This window comes from Halorubrum sp. ASP1, from assembly GCF_005435135.1.
GTDB lineage: Archaea > Halobacteriota > Halobacteria > Halobacteriales > Haloferacaceae > Halorubrum > Halorubrum tropicale.
In genome coordinates this window covers 35,910-51,761 of the sequence record NZ_SGUA01000003.1, presented here as the reverse complement: position 1 = coordinate 51,761, position 15,852 = coordinate 35,910, and the positions used below count along the sequence as shown (strand labels likewise).

15 protein-coding genes are annotated in these 15,852 nt (G+C 72.5%); 9 read left to right on the top strand and 6 right to left on the bottom strand.

Going from position 1 to position 15,852, the window contains the following annotated elements; translation table 11 throughout:
* Positions 1-2 precede the first annotated feature (2 nt).
* Positions 3-2,954 carry an excinuclease ABC subunit UvrA gene (gene uvrA, locus EXE48_RS05195; protein ID WP_137705105.1) on the top strand — a complete coding sequence of 984 codons (2,952 nt, stop codon included), beginning with the start codon at positions 3-5 and terminating at the stop codon, positions 2,952-2,954.
* A 24-nt stretch (positions 2,955-2,978) separates the two neighbouring features.
* Here the strand turns inward: uvrA and EXE48_RS05190 are convergent, their stop codons facing one another.
* Complete coding sequence (locus EXE48_RS05190; protein WP_137710916.1) at positions 2,979-3,227, bottom strand: hypothetical protein; 249 nt, start codon at positions 3,225-3,227, stop codon at positions 2,979-2,981.
* Positions 3,228-3,345: 118 nt separating this feature from the next.
* Here EXE48_RS05190 and EXE48_RS05185 point away from each other — a divergent pair, with 118 nt between their 5' ends.
* Positions 3,346-3,726, top strand: a complete 381-nt coding sequence (locus EXE48_RS05185; protein WP_137710915.1) for a RidA family protein — start codon at positions 3,346-3,348, stop codon at positions 3,724-3,726.
* Between the two features lie 49 nt (positions 3,727-3,775).
* Here EXE48_RS05185 and EXE48_RS05180 read toward each other — a convergent pair whose 3' ends face one another.
* The gene (locus tag EXE48_RS05180) at positions 3,776-5,791 is read right to left on the bottom strand and encodes a MutS-related protein (protein ID WP_137710914.1); all 2,016 of its coding nucleotides are present in this window, start codon (positions 5,789-5,791) and stop codon (positions 3,776-3,778) included.
* A 132-nt stretch (positions 5,792-5,923) separates the two neighbouring features.
* On the opposite strand from EXE48_RS05180, the gene larE reads away from it, so the two are divergent.
* The 7 genes from larE (at position 5,924) to EXE48_RS05145 (ending at position 11,035) form a co-directional block, all read left to right on the top strand.
* Positions 5,924-6,868: an ATP-dependent sacrificial sulfur transferase LarE gene (gene larE / locus EXE48_RS05175; protein WP_053770336.1), complete on the top strand. Its 945-nt coding sequence runs from the start codon at positions 5,924-5,926 to the stop codon at positions 6,866-6,868.
* Between the two features lie 96 nt (positions 6,869-6,964).
* Positions 6,965-7,168: a hypothetical protein gene (locus EXE48_RS05170; protein ID WP_053770335.1), complete on the top strand. Its 204-nt coding sequence runs from the start codon at positions 6,965-6,967 to the stop codon at positions 7,166-7,168.
* 180 nt (positions 7,169-7,348) lie between these two features.
* Positions 7,349-7,999 carry a phosphoserine phosphatase SerB gene (gene serB / locus EXE48_RS05165; RefSeq protein ID WP_137710913.1) on the top strand — a complete coding sequence of 217 codons (651 nt, stop codon included), beginning with the start codon at positions 7,349-7,351 and terminating at the stop codon, positions 7,997-7,999.
* A gap of 106 nt (positions 8,000-8,105) precedes the next feature.
* Positions 8,106-8,939, top strand: a complete 834-nt coding sequence (locus EXE48_RS05160) for a lycopene cyclase domain-containing protein (RefSeq protein WP_053770333.1) — start codon at positions 8,106-8,108, stop codon at positions 8,937-8,939.
* A complete protein-coding gene (locus EXE48_RS05155; RefSeq protein WP_053770971.1) occupies positions 8,932-10,065 on the top strand; it encodes a Brp/Blh family beta-carotene 15,15'-dioxygenase in 1,134 nt (377 codons plus the stop codon). The genes EXE48_RS05160 and EXE48_RS05155 overlap by 8 nt, the downstream gene beginning before the upstream one ends.
* A gap of 71 nt (positions 10,066-10,136) precedes the next feature.
* Complete coding sequence (locus EXE48_RS05150) at positions 10,137-10,760, top strand: GNAT family N-acetyltransferase (RefSeq protein WP_053770332.1); 624 nt, start codon at positions 10,137-10,139, stop codon at positions 10,758-10,760.
* Positions 10,757-11,035 (top strand): DUF7861 family protein, encoded by a 279-nt coding sequence (locus tag EXE48_RS05145; protein WP_053770331.1) that lies wholly within the window; start codon positions 10,757-10,759, stop codon positions 11,033-11,035. The genes EXE48_RS05150 and EXE48_RS05145 overlap by 4 nt, the downstream gene beginning before the upstream one ends.
* A gap of 19 nt (positions 11,036-11,054) precedes the next feature.
* On the opposite strand, the gene EXE48_RS05140 is transcribed toward EXE48_RS05145, so the two are convergent.
* The 4 genes from EXE48_RS05140 to hisA all read right to left on the bottom strand — a co-directional run bounded on the left by EXE48_RS05140 (position 11,055) and on the right by hisA (position 15,630).
* Positions 11,055-12,839: an L-aspartate oxidase gene (locus tag EXE48_RS05140; protein WP_137710912.1), complete on the bottom strand. Its 1,785-nt coding sequence runs from the start codon at positions 12,837-12,839 to the stop codon at positions 11,055-11,057.
* A 76-nt stretch (positions 12,840-12,915) separates the two neighbouring features.
* On the bottom strand, positions 12,916-13,812 hold the full coding sequence (locus EXE48_RS05135) for a YkgJ family cysteine cluster protein (RefSeq protein WP_053770329.1): 897 nt from the start codon (positions 13,810-13,812) through the stop codon (positions 12,916-12,918).
* A 65-nt stretch (positions 13,813-13,877) separates the two neighbouring features.
* Positions 13,878-14,474 carry an imidazoleglycerol-phosphate dehydratase HisB gene (gene hisB / locus EXE48_RS05130; protein ID WP_137705094.1) on the bottom strand — a complete coding sequence of 199 codons (597 nt, stop codon included), beginning with the start codon at positions 14,472-14,474 and terminating at the stop codon, positions 13,878-13,880.
* A gap of 415 nt (positions 14,475-14,889) precedes the next feature.
* Positions 14,890-15,630, bottom strand: coding sequence for a 1-(5-phosphoribosyl)-5-[(5-phosphoribosylamino)methylideneamino]imidazole-4-carboxamide isomerase (gene hisA / locus EXE48_RS05125; RefSeq protein ID WP_137710911.1), 741 nt, complete (start codon positions 15,628-15,630; stop codon positions 14,890-14,892).
* Positions 15,631-15,852 lie beyond the last annotated feature (222 nt).

Here is a 15,852-nt window from a genome sequence, read left to right as displayed (position 1 = left end):
AAATGAGCAAGGACTACATCGAGGTCCGCGGCGCCGAGGAGCACAACCTCAAGGACCTCGACGTCCGGATCCCGCGCGAGGAGTTCACCGTCGTCACCGGGCTCTCGGGCTCGGGGAAGTCGTCGCTCGCGTTCGACACCGTCTACGCCGAGGGGCAGCGGCGCTACATCGAGTCGCTGTCCGCGTACGCCCGCAACTTCCTCGGACAGATGGACAAACCGCAGGTTGAGTCCGTCGAGGGGCTCTCGCCGGCCATCTCCATCGACCAGAAGAACGCCGCGAACAACCCCCGGTCGACGGTGGGGACCGTCACGGAGCTCCACGACTACCTCCGCCTGCTGTACGCCCGGATCGGCACGCAGTACGACCCGGTCACCGGCGAGGAGGTCGGCGAGCAGTCCGCCCAGGACATGGTGAACCAGATCCTCGACCTCCCCGAGGACACCCGCGCGAAGATCGCCGCGCCCGTCGTCCGCGACCAGAAGGGCGCGTTCGAGGACCTGTTCGAGGAGCTGGTGTCGGACGGGTACAGCCGCGTCGAGGTCGACGGCGAGCCGGTCGACCTCACGCTCGACGACCCCGAGCTCGACGAGAACTACGACCACACGATCGACGTGATCGTCGACCGCGTCACCGTCTCGCCGGACGCCCGCTCGCGGATCACCGACTCCGTCGAGACCGCCCTCGAAGCGGCCGGCGGCGTCCTCAAGCTGATCGTCCCGGACCCGCCCGAGGACGTGCCGTTCGCGTCGAACGCGCGCTCGACGGGGTCGCTCGCGGCCGACGCCGACGGCGACGACCGGCTCGTCGTGGAGTTCTCCGAGGAGCTCGGCAACCCCAACTCCGACGTGCAGTTCTCCGCGATCGAGACGCGCTCGTTCTCCTTCAACAGCCCGTACGGCGCCTGCCCCGAGTGCGAGGGGATCGGCTCGACGAAGGAGGTCGACGAGGACCTCGTGATCGAGGACCCGTCGAAGCCGCTGAAGCACGTGTTCGAGCCGTGGAGCTACGACCGCACCTACTACTCGCGACAGCTCGACAACGTCGCCGACCACTTCGGCGTCGACCTCGACGCGCCGTTCGAGGAGCTCGACGAGGAGATCCGGCGGCAGTTCCTCTACGGGACCGACGACCTGGTCCACTTCGAGTGGACGACGAAGAACGGCACCCGCGAGAAGACCGAGCGGTTCGAGGGCGTCATCCCGAACCTGGAGCGCCGCCACGTCGAGACCGACTCCGAGCGCGCCCGCGACCACATCGAGGAGTACATGGCCGTGACGACCTGTCCCGAGTGCGAGGGGACGCGCCTGAAAGAGCAGTCGCGGCACGTCCTGGTCGCGGGCACGTCGATCACCGAGGTCAACGAGCTGTCGATCGCCGAGGCCCGCGAGCACTTCGAGGGGATGGAGGCGGAGCTGACCGAGCGCGAGACGACCATCGCCGAGGAGATCCTCAAGGAGATCCGCGCGCGCCTCGGCTTCATGGAGGAGGTCGGCTTGGAGTACCTCACCCTCGACCGCGAGGCGTCGACGCTGTCGGGCGGCGAGAGCCAGCGCATCCGGCTCGCGACGCAGGTCGGGTCGGGGCTCGTCGGCGTGCTGTACGTCTTGGACGAGCCCTCCATCGGGCTCCACCAGCGCGACAACGACCGGCTGCTCGACACCCTCGAAGGGCTCCGCGACCTGGGCAACACCCTCCTCGTCGTCGAGCACGACGAGGAGACGATGCGGCGCGCCGACGAGATCATCGACATGGGCCCCGGCCCGGGCAAGCGCGGCGGCGAGGTCGTCGCCCAGGGCGACTTCGACGAGGTCGTCGCCGCCGAGGAGTCGGTGACCGCCGACTACCTCGCGGGCCGGAAGGGGATTCCGGTGCCCGACGAGCGGCGCGAGCCCGAGGGCGAGCTCGTGGTGCGGGGCGCCCGCCAGCACAACTTGAAGGACTTGGACGTGCCGATCCCGCTCGGCACGCTGACGACGGTCACCGGCGTCTCCGGCTCCGGGAAGTCGACGCTCGTCAACGACATCCTCTACAAGGGGCTCGCCCGCGAGATGAACGACAACACCTCGGTCGACCCCGGCGCACACGACGCGATCGAGGGGCTCGACGACGTCGAGACGGTGCGGCTCATCGACCAGTCGCCGATCGGGCGGACGCCGCGCTCGAACCCCGCCACGTACACGGACGTGTTCGACCACGTCCGCGAGCTGTTCGCGGAGACGAAGCTCTCGAAGCGTCGCGGCTACGAGAAGGGGCGCTTCTCGTTCAACGTGAAGGGCGGGCGCTGCGAGGAGTGCGGCGGGCAGGGCACCGTCAAGATCGAGATGAACTTCCTCTCGGACGTGTACGTCCCCTGCGAGGAGTGCGGCGGGGCCAGGTACAACGACGAGACGCTCGACGTGGAGTACAAGGGGAAGACCATCGCCGACGTGCTCGACATGAGCGTCGCGGAGGCCCACGAGTTCTTCGAGAGCCACCGCGGGCTCGAACGCCGGCTGAAGCTGCTGAAGGACGTGGGGCTCGGCTACATGGAACTCGGCCAGCCCTCGACCACGCTCTCGGGCGGCGAGGCCCAGCGCGTGAAGCTCGCCGAGGAGCTCGGGAAGCGCGCGACCGGCGACACGCTGTACCTCCTCGACGAGCCGACGACGGGCCTGCACAAAGAGGACGAGCGCAAGCTGATCGACGTGCTCCACCGGCTCGTCGACGCCGGCAACACCGTCGTCGTCATCGAGCACGAGCTCGACCTCGTGAAGAACGCCGACCACGTGATCGACCTCGGCCCCGAGGGCGGCGACGGCGGCGGCGAGCTGGTCGCGGACGGCACGCCCGAGGAGATCGCCCACGTGGACGCCTCCCACACCGGGCGCTACCTCCGGGACATGCTCCCGAAGGTCGACCTCGAAGGCCCCCGCGACGACCGCCGGAAGCCGGCGGTGGCCGACGACGACTGAGACGCCCCACCGCGAGCCCGGCGTCTACCCTCGAAGCGGGCGGCGACCGGACGTCCCCGTCACCCCCGCGACGGCGAGGAGCGCGATCAGGTCGGCGGCGAGCGCCGCGATGACGCCGAATCTGAACAGGACCAAGAGACCCAGTACCGCCACGGCGAGCCCGACCGCGGCGCGACGAGCGCGGCCACGGTCGGGGAGCGAGCGGGACACCTGAGCGCCGACGCCGGCCTGCCCCGCGAAGAGGAGGACGCCGAACGGGGACACGGCAGGCATACGGCTCGGTTCCGACCGAGCCTGTATGAATATGTCGGCGCGGGGGAAAGCATCCGGAGCGGGCGGGGTGACCCCCGCGACCCGCATCTTGATGCTGCGGCGCGTCGTCGCCCCGGTCATGCGAGAGATCACGACGGACGACGTGCCGGAAGCGCTCGGCCCGTACTCACAGGGAATCGTCTCCGGCGACACGGTCCACGTCTCGGGGAAGACGGGCGTGGACCCCGACACGGGGGAGGCGCCCGAGTCGGTCGGCGAACAGACGACGCAGACGCTCGAAAACGTCGCCGCGATCGTAGCGGCGGCCGGGACGACCCCGGACGCGATCGTGTCGGCGACCGTCTACCTCACGGACATGGACGACTACGACGCGGTGAACGAGGCGTACCGGTCGTTCCTCTCGGAACCATACCCGGCGCGGACCTGCGTCGAGGTGTCTCGGCTCCCCGCGCCGCTCGACGTGGAGATCACGGTCACGGCGGAGCTCGACGGCGACTGAGGCCGGCAGAACGCGGCGGCGCGAACGGCCGAGCGCGGCGGCCCCGCCCTCAGAACTTCTCCAGCAGGTCGCCGTAGAACTCGCCGCCGCGGTCGTCCGCGAGCTTCTCGACGATGAGCTCCGGCGTCGAGCGCGCGAGGTGCCCCTTCTTCGGCGAGCGGTTCACGCGCAGTTCGCCGTCGACGAGCCCCGCGGCCTCGATGCCGTCGACCGCGACCGCGAAGTCGGCGGCGTCGCGTATCTCGCGGGCCAGGTGGGAGACGAAGACCGCGGTGGCGTCCTGGTCGTCGAGCGCCTCTAGGATGCCCGCGATGATCTTCGCGGAGGCGCCCGGCTCCGTGATCGACTCCAGCTCGTCGACGAGGACGAGCCGGCCGTCCGCGCCGTCGACGAGGTCGCCGAAGTCCCGCAGCGTCGCCTCGAACGCGCCCGCGTCGAGCGTCCCCTGCGACTTCGCGTAGTAGTGGATCTCCTCGAAGCGCTCGACGGTGGCCGACTCGGCGGGCACGGGCATGCCCATCTGCGCGAGGACGACGACCAGCGCGACCAAGTCGAGCGTCGAGGTCTTGCCGCCGGAGTTGACCCCGGAGAGCAGCGTCGCGCCCGAGACGGCGTAGTCGACGGGCTCGACGGCCGCGAAGTCCACGTCGAGCAGCGGGGAGCGGCCGCCCTCGATGCGGAAGCCGGCGTCCGCGTCGGCCGCCTCCGACCCGACGACCTCCGGCATCGCACAGTCGAAGTCGTCGGCGAACCGCGAGATAGCCAGCTCCACGTCGAGTTCGAGGGCGTCGCGCACGAGCTCCTCGACCGGCTCGCGGAGGTCGCCGAGGTCGCTCGCGAGCTCGGCCTTCAGCGTCGCCGCGCGGCGGTCGCGGGCCGCCGACAGCTCGGTGCGCAGCCGCGAGACCGCGCTCTCGTCGTGGTCGACCGGGAAGGAGGGGTCGCCGCCGAAGACGCGCTCCGCCAGCTCCGCCTCCTCGGGCTCTAAGCGGAGCGCGTCGGCGAGGTGCTCGCGGGCGGCGTCGACCGCCGCGTCGTACTCGTCGGCCAGCTCGCGGTCGAGCAGCGAGTCGACGCGGGCGCCCTGCTCGACCAGCGAGAGGAAGTCGGTCCCCTCGATGGTGACGTCGCGCTCGCGGATCGCCTCGCGCAGCCGGTCGTCGGCGACGGACGCCGCCGTCGACACCGCGGCGTCGAGGTCGTCGACGGCGACCGTCAACCGGTCTAACTCCGCGTCGCCGGCGATGGTGCCGTCGTCGTCGAGCCGCGAGAGCGCGTCGCGCAGGCGGTCGATGTCGACGGGGGGGTCGCCGTCCGAGACGGGGTCCCCGGCCGCCGCGGCGGCCTCGTGGACCGCCGCGGCCGCCTCCAGCCGCTCGCGGTTCTCCGCGAAGAAGGCGAGCAGGCGCTCCGGGACCGTCTCCGCGGGGGTCTCCAGCGCGTCCGGGCGCACGCTCACGTCGCCCTCCACGTCGAGGCCGGCGAACGACTCGTCTAAGACGATCACCGAGGCGTACGACCGGCCGAGCTCGGAGACGTCACGGGCGTCCTCGACCGTCTCGACGGAGAGCTCGGGCACCTCGGCCTCGGCCCGCGCGAGCGTCTCGGCGTCGGCGCTCGCGAGGCACCGGTCGCGGACGCGCACGGTCGGGGGGTCGGCGAGCGGCGCGCAGTCCGCGAGCGCCTCGCGGACCGCCGGGTCGGGGTCGCGCTCCGTCGCGGCGGCCGCGAACGCCTGGGCCTCGTCGATGCGCGAGGCGGACGCGCTCGGGTAGAACGTCTCCAGTCGCTTCGCGGCGTAGTCGGTGACGGTCCGCTCGCGCAGCAGGTCGATCGCCTCCCGGTACAGCTCGCGGGCCCGGTCGGTGGCCAGCACCCGCCCGTCGTCGCCGTGGCGGCGGCGGATCGCCCCGCGCGCGATGCGGGCCGCGCGGGCCTCGTTGACGCCCGGCGCGCGGGCGATGGCGGCCACGTCGCCGGACTCGACGGTCGCGGCCGGGTCGTCGAGCTCGCGCAGGGCCGCGGCCGTCTTGGCGCCGACGCCGGGGATCGCCTCCAGATCCATCTACCGGCCGGTATCGCGGCAACGGTCTAAAGCGTGCGGGTCGCTCCCGCGGGCCGCCGCTGCCGAACCCCGGACGGCCGCCGTCGGTTCCGCGTGCGACGGGCTTTTTCGCGCGGGCCGCGAACGCCGGCCATGAGTCAGAACGCGCGGCCCGTCGGCGACGGGTCGCTCGGGCCCGAGACGGCGTCGAAGGCGGCGAGCGCCCGCGGCGCGCTCGCCGAGCGGGACGGCGTGCTCGTCGCGTTCTCGGGCGGCGTCGATTCGGCGGTCGTCGCGGCGCTGGCCCGGGACGCGCTCGGTGAGGACGCCGTGGCGTGTACCGCCCGCAGCGAGACGCTCCCCGCGGCGGAGCTCGACGACGCGCGGCGGGTCGCCGACGAGATCGGGATCGACCACGAGACGGTCGCCTTCTCCGAGCTCGACGACCCGAACTTCGTCGCGAACGACGGCGACCGGTGTTACCACTGCCGGACGATGCGGCTCGGGAAGATGTACGAGACGGCGAAGGAACGGGGGATCGACACGGTCTGTGACGGGACGAACGCGGACGACCCGGGCGAGGGGCACCGACCCGGGCTCCGCGCGGTCGAGGAGCTCGACGTGTTCTCCCCCCTCCTGGACGCCGGAATCGCGAAGGAGGAGGTCCGCGCGATCGCCGACGCCTACGACCTCTCCGTGGCCGACAAGCCGTCGATGGCGTGTCTCTCCTCGCGGATCCCGACCGGCCTCGAAGTGACCGAGGAGCGGCTGACCCGCGTCGAGAAGGCCGAGCGCGTGCTCCGCGAGTGGGGCTTCGAGGGGTTCCGCGTCCGCGACCACGACGGGCTCGCCCGCGTCGAGATCGCGCCCGACGAGCTGGAGCGCGCGCTCGATCCCGCCTTCGCCGACGCCGTCCACGAGCACCTGACCGACCTCGGCTTCGAGTACGTCACCCTCGACATGGCCGGCTACCGGACCGGCAGCGTGAGTCCGGGCGGCGAGGGCGAGCCCGCGGACGACGCGAACGGCGCGGACGGGGCGGACGGAAGCGAGTCGGCGGCGGCCGGCGGCGACCTCGGACGGCAGTACCCGCGCTGAGAGGCCGGAGAGGGGGTTGACGCGACGCCGTTCGGCGTTATCACCCGAGAGAACCCGGCAGGAACGCTTATAAACGGTGTTGCTGAATCGACACCTATGCGGGAGGCACAGACGCTGGCGGTGATCGCCGGCGGCGTCGGCGGGGCCGTCGGGGCGTTCGTCGGCGTCGCGGTCGGCGGGTCGGCGCTCTCGGTGACGCTGACCACCCTCGGGGTCGCGACGCTCGTCGGCGTGGGAGTCATCGCGAGCGCGGTCATCGCCGGCGACGTGGAGTTCCTCGCCGACGCGGACGGCGAGTGAGCGAGCGCGGCCGGAAGTCGGTCGCAGCGGCTGCGACAGCGAGTGCGGCTGCGCCGAGGCGGTCACGTACGTCGAGTACCGCGGCGAGCGGCTGTGAACGGGCGGCTCGACGGACGTTTCCGTCGGCGACATTCGCGGCCGACCGCGCGCTTCAAGGCCCCGCCGCGACGAACGAACGCCATGAGTCTCATCGCGTTCGACTTCGACGGGACGCTCTCCGACTCCGAGATGACGGTCCTGCTCGCCGAGCGGGCGGGCGCCACCGACGAGGTCGCCGAGATCACCGAGCGGGCGATGAACGACGAGATCGGCTACGCCGAGAGCCTCTACCGGCGCGCGGAGCTTCTGGCCGGCCTGTCGGCGGCCGACGCCGAGGACGCCTTCGACGCGGTCCGAATCCGTCCCGGCGCCGCGCGCCTCATCGAGCGCTTACGCGACGAGGGGCACCACGTCGCCGTGCTCACGGGCGGGTTCGAGCGCGGCGTCGAGGCGGCGCTCGACCGCGAGGGCGTCGCCGTCGACACGATCGTCGCCAACCGGCTGCCGACCGACGCGGACGGCGCGCTCACCGGCGAGGCCGAGGGGCCGCTGATCGAGGGGACGAAGGACGACGCGCTCGCCGACCTCGCCGCGGAGGTGGGCGTCCCGATGACCGAGACGGTGGCGGTCGGCGACGGCGCGAACGACCTGCCGATGCTGGAGGCCGCGGGGCTCGCGGTCGGCTTCGTCCCGAAGTCCGCGGTCCGCCCCGTCTGCGACTCGGTCGTCGCCTCCATGTACCGGCTCGGGAAGGTGCTGGAGGCGCACGACGTCCTCGCGGCCGACGAGTGACGCCCGAACCGGTTCGGTCCGGCGGTACCTGACGACGTTCGGCTGAAGGGTTAAAGAGAAACGAAGGGAAATATACGGGTATGAGTGTCTCTGCTGGGGTGGTTCGATGCTGCCGACGCTGACGTATCTCCAGTTTCACCTCGTCTTCAGCCTCCCCGTCCTCGCGCTCCTGTGGTACCTCGCGCCGCGGTACGACGCGGTCCGGCGGCGTCGCGCGACGGCCGGGATCGCGATCCTCGTCGCCATCGCGTACCTCTACACGACCCCGTGGATCAGCTACATGATCCGGCAGGGCGCGTGGGGGTACGCCGACGGCGCGGTGCTCGTCCGCGCGCTGTCGATCCCGCTTGGCGAGTACCTCTTCTTCGCGATCCAGACCGTCGTCACCGCGTTCGCGCTCCACCTGATCGGGTTCGACCCGACGTTCCGCGAGGGCGACTTCGACCGCGCGCCGCGGATCGCCGGCGTCGCGGTCGGCCTCGCGATGGTGCCGATCGGGCTCGGACTCGTCCTCCTCGACCCCTCGTTCCTCTACCTCGGCGGGCTGATCGCGTGGGTCGGTCCCGTCCTCGCGCTCCAGTGGGGGGTCGGCGGCGGGTACCTCGTGCGGACGCCCAAGATGTGGCTCGCGGCCACGCTGCTCCCGGCCGCGTACTTCTGGATCGCGGACCGGATCGCGATCGGAATGGGCACGTGGTACCTCTCGCCCGAGCTGACGACGGGCGTCACCGTTCTCGGACTCCCGATCGAGGAGATGCTGTTCTTCGCCTCGGCCGGCGTGATGACCGTCAACGGACTCGTCCTCTTCGAGTGGGTGCTCGACTGGAACGACCGCCGGGGACGGGCGGTCGGGGAGCCGTCCCCGCCGGGCGACGGTGAGCGCGACGTTCCCGGCCCGGAACCGCCCGCCGACCCGGACCCCGACGTGGTCGATGACTGAGGCGGCGTCGACGGGCGCGGCCGAGTCCCGGACCGCGGCGACGCGCGACCCAGGAGCGGGCGCGGGGGACGCGCCGGAGGCGGCCGACGCCGCGAACGAGCGCGTCGACCGCTGGTTCGCGCGCCGCCCGGCGCTGGCGCTGGCCGCGCTGCTGCCGATCGGCGCCGTGACCCCCCTGTTTCCGGTCGAAGTCGGCGTCGCGACGTTCGCGCTCGGCACCCTCGCCGTCGGGATGGCGCACGGCGCGGTCGACCACCTCGTCCCCCTGCGGGCCGACCCGAGCGTGTCGCTCCGGCGGTCGATCGCGGTCGTCTCGGTCGTCTACGCGGTCCTCGGCGGCGCGGTCGTCGCCGCGTTCTTCGCGGCGCCCGTCGCCGCGTTCGTCGGGTTCATCGCGCTCACGTGGCTCCACTGGGGCCAGGGTGACGTGGCGGCGCTCGCGATCGCCGGCGTCGACCACCTCCCCACGTCGGCGGAGCGGTGGCTGGCGCTCGTCGTCCGCGGGGGCCTCCCGATGGGTGTCCCCCTCCTCGCGCACCCCGAGGAGTACCGGCTGGTGGCCGAGTGGATCGTCGGGCTGTTCCTCGTCGACGCCGGCGCGGCGGCGGCCGCGGTCGATCCGCTGTTCGCGCCCGGCGTCCGGGTCGGCGTCGGGGTCGGGATGGCGGCCGCGACGCTGGCGTCGGTCGGGCTCGGCTACCGTCGCGTGAGGAGCGGCCGCGACGCGGGCGGGTGGCGCCGCGACGTCGGCGAGCTGGCGGTGCTGTGGGCGTGGTTCCTGCTCGCGGCGCCGGTGTTCGCGGTCGGGGTGTACTTCGCGCTGTGGCACGCGCTCCGGCACGTCGGGCGGCTCGTCCTCGTCGACCCCGAGGCGGCGAGCGCGGCGTCGGCCGGCGACGCGGTCGGCGCGCTCGCCCGCTTCGGCCGCGACGCCGCGCCGCTCACGCTCGGCGGGTTCCTCGTCGTGGGCGCGGTCGGGGTCTCGGTGCCCGCCGGCGTGGCGGCGCCGGGCGACCTGCTCGCCGTGTCCCTGGTCGCCATCGCGGCCATGACGCTGCCGCACGTCGCCGTGGTCACGTGGCTCGACCGCCGGCAGGCGGTGTGGCGGCCGGACGCCGGCCGGTGACCGCGGGCCGCGGGGCCGGCGGGGTTCCGGCACCGCATCGCTCTTACTCCGCGGCGACGTTCCCTCCGTCGATGGACGAGATCGCGATCCGGGACCCGCGGCCGGACGACGCCGAGGCGCTGGAGGCGCTCATCACCTCGCACTTCAGCGAGGGGAGCTCCTACGGCGTCGACCTCGGGCTCGACGACCCGACGTACCACGTGCTGGTCGCGGTCGAGGCCGGCGCGGAAGACGCGGGGGAGACCGGTGCCGAGGGGGGCCGCGAGGGCGACCGGATCCTCGGGGTGATGGCGCTCCGGGAGCTCGCGTCCCCCGACGCCGTCGCCGACGAGATGTACTTCTTCGACGACCCCGACCTGCTCCCCGACGCGGGGCTGTACGGGCACCTCGAGATGGGGTACGTCAGGCCGGACGCGACCGGGCGCGGGATCGGGAGCCGGCTGCTCGAACGCCTCCACGCGGTCGGCGCGGACCGCGGCGTCGACTGCTTCCTCGCGGACTCGTGGTACCACGGCGGCGACGACTCCCCGGAGAAGCTGTTCGACGCGCACGGCTACGAGACGGTCCACCGCGACCCGATCGAGCGGTCGGCCGACGAGTGTCCGAAGTGCGAGGGCGAGTGCGTCTGCGAGGGAGCGCTCGCGGTGCGACGGGTCGCGGACGACGAGGTCGACCCGGGAGCGGGCCGGTCGTGAACCACGACCGCGTCCACGCGAGGGAGCCGTCGCACCACGTCGACCGGTGGTCCGTCGGCGTCGTCGAGTCGGTCGGGGAGCGCGACGGCCACTGCGTCGTGACGGTGCGACCGGTCGGGGAAGCCGAATCGGAGGGCGAGGCGGACGGCGACGACGGGCCGATCGAGCTGGTGATCACGTTCGCCGTCAGGGACCTGTTCGTGAGCCGGCTACCGACCGCGGAGGGGGAGTCGCCGGTCGGCGAGCGCGTCTGGTACCGGAAGCGGGGCGGGTGATCCGGAGCCTTCGACACCGCTACTCCAACTGGTGGTAGTCCAGCTCGTGCCCCTCGTCGAGCGCGGCCTGGACCGCCTCGCTCGGCTCGTCGACCGGCTCGCTCCTGAGCGCCATGCCGCCGACGTCGGGGGCGTCGAAGTAGAGGTTACGCCGCCAGTCGGGGTCGCGGTCGGGGAAGTCGGTCCGGTAGTGAGCGCCGCGGGACTCCTCGCGTTCGAGCGCGCCGCGGAGCACCGCCTCGGCGGCGACGATCATGAATCCGAGGTCGACCGCGAGCTCGAACGACTCGCTCGTCACCGGGCCGACGCGGAGGTCGGCCGCGCGGTCGCGGACGTCGGCGAGGCGGTCGAGTCCCTCGCGGAGCGACGACTCGTCGCGGAGGATCCCGGTGTGGTCCCACATCAGCTCGCGGAGGTCGGCGAGCACCGCGTCAACCTCGTTCTCGCCGTCGCTGTCGGCCATCGCCCGCAGGTCGGCGAGGTGCGGATCGACGAGCGTCTCGCGCAGGTCGGTCGGGACCTCGCCCGGTCCGTCGGCGCGGTCGGCGATCCGCTCGCCCGCGACCACGCCGTACGCGACGGTCTCGGCCAGCGAGTTCCCGCCGAGGCGGTTGGCGCCGTGGACCCCCGCCATCGTCTCGCCGATGGCGAACAGCCCGTCCACGTCGGTCTCGCCGTCGTCGTCGACCGCGACGCCGCCCATCCCGTAGTGGGAGGTCGGCGCCACCTCGACCGGTTCCTCCGCCATGTCGACCCCGAGGTCGTCGAACCGCTCGTACATCCGCGGGAGGCGCTCGCGGACGAAGTCGGCGTCGCGGTGGGAGATGTCGAGGTAGACGCCGCCGTTCTCCGTGCCGCGCCCCTCGGCGATCTCCCGCGCGATCGCCCTGGCGACCACGTCGCGGGCGTCGAGTTCCATCTGGTCCGGCGAGTAGCGCTCCATGAAGCGTTCGCCCTCGGCGTTGAACAGGCGGCCCCCCTCGCCGCGGACGGCTTCGGTGACGAGCCGACCGCTCCACGGCGCCCACTCCGGGTCGGTCTCGTCGACCGCCATCCCGGTGGGATGGAACTGCATGAACTCCATGTCCATGAGCGACGCGCCGGCGTCGTACGCCAGCGCCGCGCCGTCGCCGTTGTTCTCGTCGTCGCGCGACGTGTGGCGGTCGTATATCGCCGCGTGGCCGCCGGCCGCGAGGACGACGATACCGGCGTTAAACAGGAGGAACTCGCCCGTGTCCATGTCGAAGCCGACGGCGCCGTGGACCGCGTCGCCGTCGGAGACGAGCTTCGTTATCATCACGTTCTCGCGGTACGGCACCGACAGCTCCTGTGCGCGTTCGACGAGCGTGTCCAACAGCGACTCGCCGGTGTGGTCGCCCGCGAAGGCGGTCCGGCGGAACGACTGCGCGCCGAAGAAGCGCTGGTCGATCTCGCCGCCGTCCGTGCGCGAGTACGCCATCCCCCACTCGTCGAGCTCGCGGAGGCGCTCTGGCATCTGTTCGGTTACCGTCTCCACCTTCGCCGGGTCGTTGACGAAGTGGCCCTCGTTGAGCGTGTCGGCGGCGTGGATCGCCGGCGAGTCCTCGGGGTCGTGGGTGCCGAGGGCACCGTTGATCCCGCCCCGCGCCCAGGTGGTGTGCGCGTCGCCGTGTCCGCGCTTGCCGAGCACGAGCACGTCCTTGACCCCGCGTTCGGCCAGCTCGATGGCGGTGCGCGCGCCGGCCGCGCCGGCGCCGACGACGAGGACGGACACGTCCTCGCGCGCGTACTCGACCGGCTCGTCAGTCGATGTCAGTTCGGCCATGTGCGAAGGGAGGGGCCGCACACTGGTAAGCCTCACGCGCGTGTGCGCACGCGCAAACGAGGAGGCCGGGCTCCGCCTACCGCTCGGCGTCCCATCCCGGGGTTCCGGGCGCGCCCGCGTCGTCCTCGACCTCGCGGACGAGCCGGTCGCGGGCGTCGCGGCCGAGGCCGACGCGCTCGCCGTCGCCGCCGGCGCGCTCGGTCCACGAGCGGATCGCCGCGCCGACCCACGAGTCGGCGTCGCGGGCGGCCTCGCGCGCGTCGCTCATGCGGTCGCGGGTCACCGACAGCGATCCCGGGCGAGAGCCGACGGCGGCGCCGACGAAGCGCGCGCGGTCGTCGGCGGTCGCCTCCCCGTCGCGGAGTCGGGCGACGACGCCGTCGAGATCCGCGGGGTCGGGGTACGCGAACACGGTCGCGCCGAGCGCCTGCGGGCCGAACGCGGGCGCCGGGAGGTCAGCGGGCGGCTCGTCGTCGAGGAGGCGCTCGCCGCCGCCGGCGGCCGCGACGCGCTCGCACTCCGTCTCGGCGCCGAGTTCCAGGTTGTGACCCGGGTACGTCGAACAGGTGCGCGGGTAGCGGTCTGTGTCGTGGATCCGGCACTGGAGCGTCGTCGGGTCGAGGAAGGCGCAGGCGCCGAGCCAGCGCGGCTCGTCCGTGCCGATCGGCGCGACCGGCTTCGGGGGCTTCCGGAGGCCGACGACGAAGACCGGGCGCCCGTCGACCGCGGCGAGGTCGGTCCCGTCGACGGTCACGGCCTCGTCCCGCTCGGCCGGCTCGAAGAGTCGGGGGGCGAGGGCGTCGCCGAGGCCGTCGCCGACGAACCGCGCGACCTCGTCGCGGGTGAGCGGCGCGAGGGCGTACACGTCGTCGAGCGGGGGGCGCGGGCCGGTGCGGTCGGAGCCCGCCGCGGCCGGGTCGAGCGGGCGCCAGTCGACGCAGCAGCCGGCACACCCCTCGCAGTCGAGTTCCATACGTCCGTGGTAACGGTTCGCGCGGTGATAAGCGATCGGCGGCGGGGCGGAGTCGACGGTTCCGGCTACAGCTCGCCCTTCGTGCTGGGCGTGTCGCTGCGGCGCTCGTCGAGGCGGGTCGCGTCGTCGAGCGCCCGCGCCATCGCCTTGAACAGCGCCTCGACCTCGTGGTGGGCGTTGTCGCCCTTCTCGACGGTCGCGTGGAGCGTCAGCCCGGCGTTGTGTGCCAGCGACAGCGCGAAGTGGTCGGCCATGACGCTCGTGAACTCCCCGACCGACTCTTGGGAGAACTCGCCGTCGAACTCGTAGTACGGGCGCCCGGCCACGTCGACGACGACGCTCGCGACCGCCTCGTCGAGCGGGACGCGGCGGTCGGCGTAGCGACGGATGCCGCGCTTGTCGCCGAGCGCCTCGTCGAACGCCTCGCCGAGGCAGATCGCCACGTCCTCGACGGTGTGGTGGTCGTCGATCTCTAAGTCGCCGTCACAGCGGACCGTGAGGTCGAAGAGGCCGTGCTTGGCGAACGACGCCAGCATGTGGTCGTAGAAGCCGATCCCCGTCGAGACCTCGCTGTCGCCGTCGCCGTCGATAGCGAGGGTGAGTTCGATCGTCGTCTCCGAGGTCTCGCGGGTGACGGCTGCGGTCCGGTCGTGCTCGCTCATACCGGCCCGTCGCGGGGGATTCGTAAGTCGGTTGCGGGTGAAATCGCGGCTCGCGGTGGCGCGTGCCTGCGAGCGGCCGCCAGGCCGCGAGGAGCACGCGCGAGGTCGCCGGCGCTACGCGCCGGCTGCCAGAGGGACCTTCGGTCCCTCGCTGGAGTCGGGCGCCGAGCGAAGCGACGGCGGCCGACGAGGCTGGGGAGGGTGAGGCTGCGGTGCTGTGCGGTCGGGCGGGACGCAAAGGGGCAGCCGGGAGGCGGGCGCAGGCGACGCAAGCACTGGAAGGAGCGAGCACCGCGAGCGACTGAAGCGCGCAGCGAGCGTGCGCCCGCCTCCCGGCTGGGGCTTTGAAGAGATTCGCCGGCGACCCGCAGTCAATTGTTTATAAGCAATCAGCGATACATCCGGAGTCCACTATTTAAATCTCGTCCGCCGCGTCCTGCGCCTCCCGCAGCGTGAACTCGCCCTCGTACAGCGCGGTGCCGACGACGACCGCGGCCGCGCCGGCCTCTTTTAAATCAACAACGTCCTCGACGCTCGCCACGCCCCCGGACGCGATAACGGGGACATCGACGGCCTCGACGACGCTTTCGACCGCCTCCCGGTCGATCCCCTCCAGTTGGCCCTCCACGTCGACGTTGGTGAACAGGATGGCGCCCGCGCCGAGGTCCTCGTACTGCGCGGCGGCCGCGGCCGGCTCCAGTCCGGTCTCCTCCGTCCAGCCCGAGACGACGACCTCGCCGTCCTTCGCGTCGAGGCTGACGACGACGCTCCCGGGGTGAATCGCGTCGATTTCGTCGACGATTCCGGGCGTCTCGACGGCCGCGGTGCCGAGGATGACGCGGTCGAGTCCCAGGTCGAGGAGGTCGCGCGCGCCATCGGCGGTCCGGATGCCGCCGCCCAGTTGGAGGCCGACCCCGTCCGGGACGCTCCCGACGACCGCCTCGATCGCCGCCGCGTTGACGCGCTCGCCCTCGAAGGCGCCGTCGAGGTCGACGAGGTGGAGCGTCTCGGCGCCCGCCTCGATCCAGCGCTCGGCGGCCGCGACCGGGTCGCCGTAGCGCTTGCCCGTCCCGCGCTCGCCGCCGACCAGCTGGACGACCTCGCCGTCCTGGACGTCGACGGCGGGGATCACCTCGAACTCCGGGAAGTCGCTCATGCGGGGTGAGAGTCGGGGACGCCGATTAAACGGGTCGGTTCGAGACGAAACGGAGGAGTACGCGGTGGACGTCTCGGAAGGCTCAGTCGCCCGTTTATCAATAGGCACGGTAGATCGAGGGCGGACACCGCCAAAGCCCCGCACAGCACCGCAGCCACACGCCTCTCCGGCCTCGCGGTTCGCGCTCTCCGAGCGCTCACCGCTCCCTCGCGCGTGCCTCCG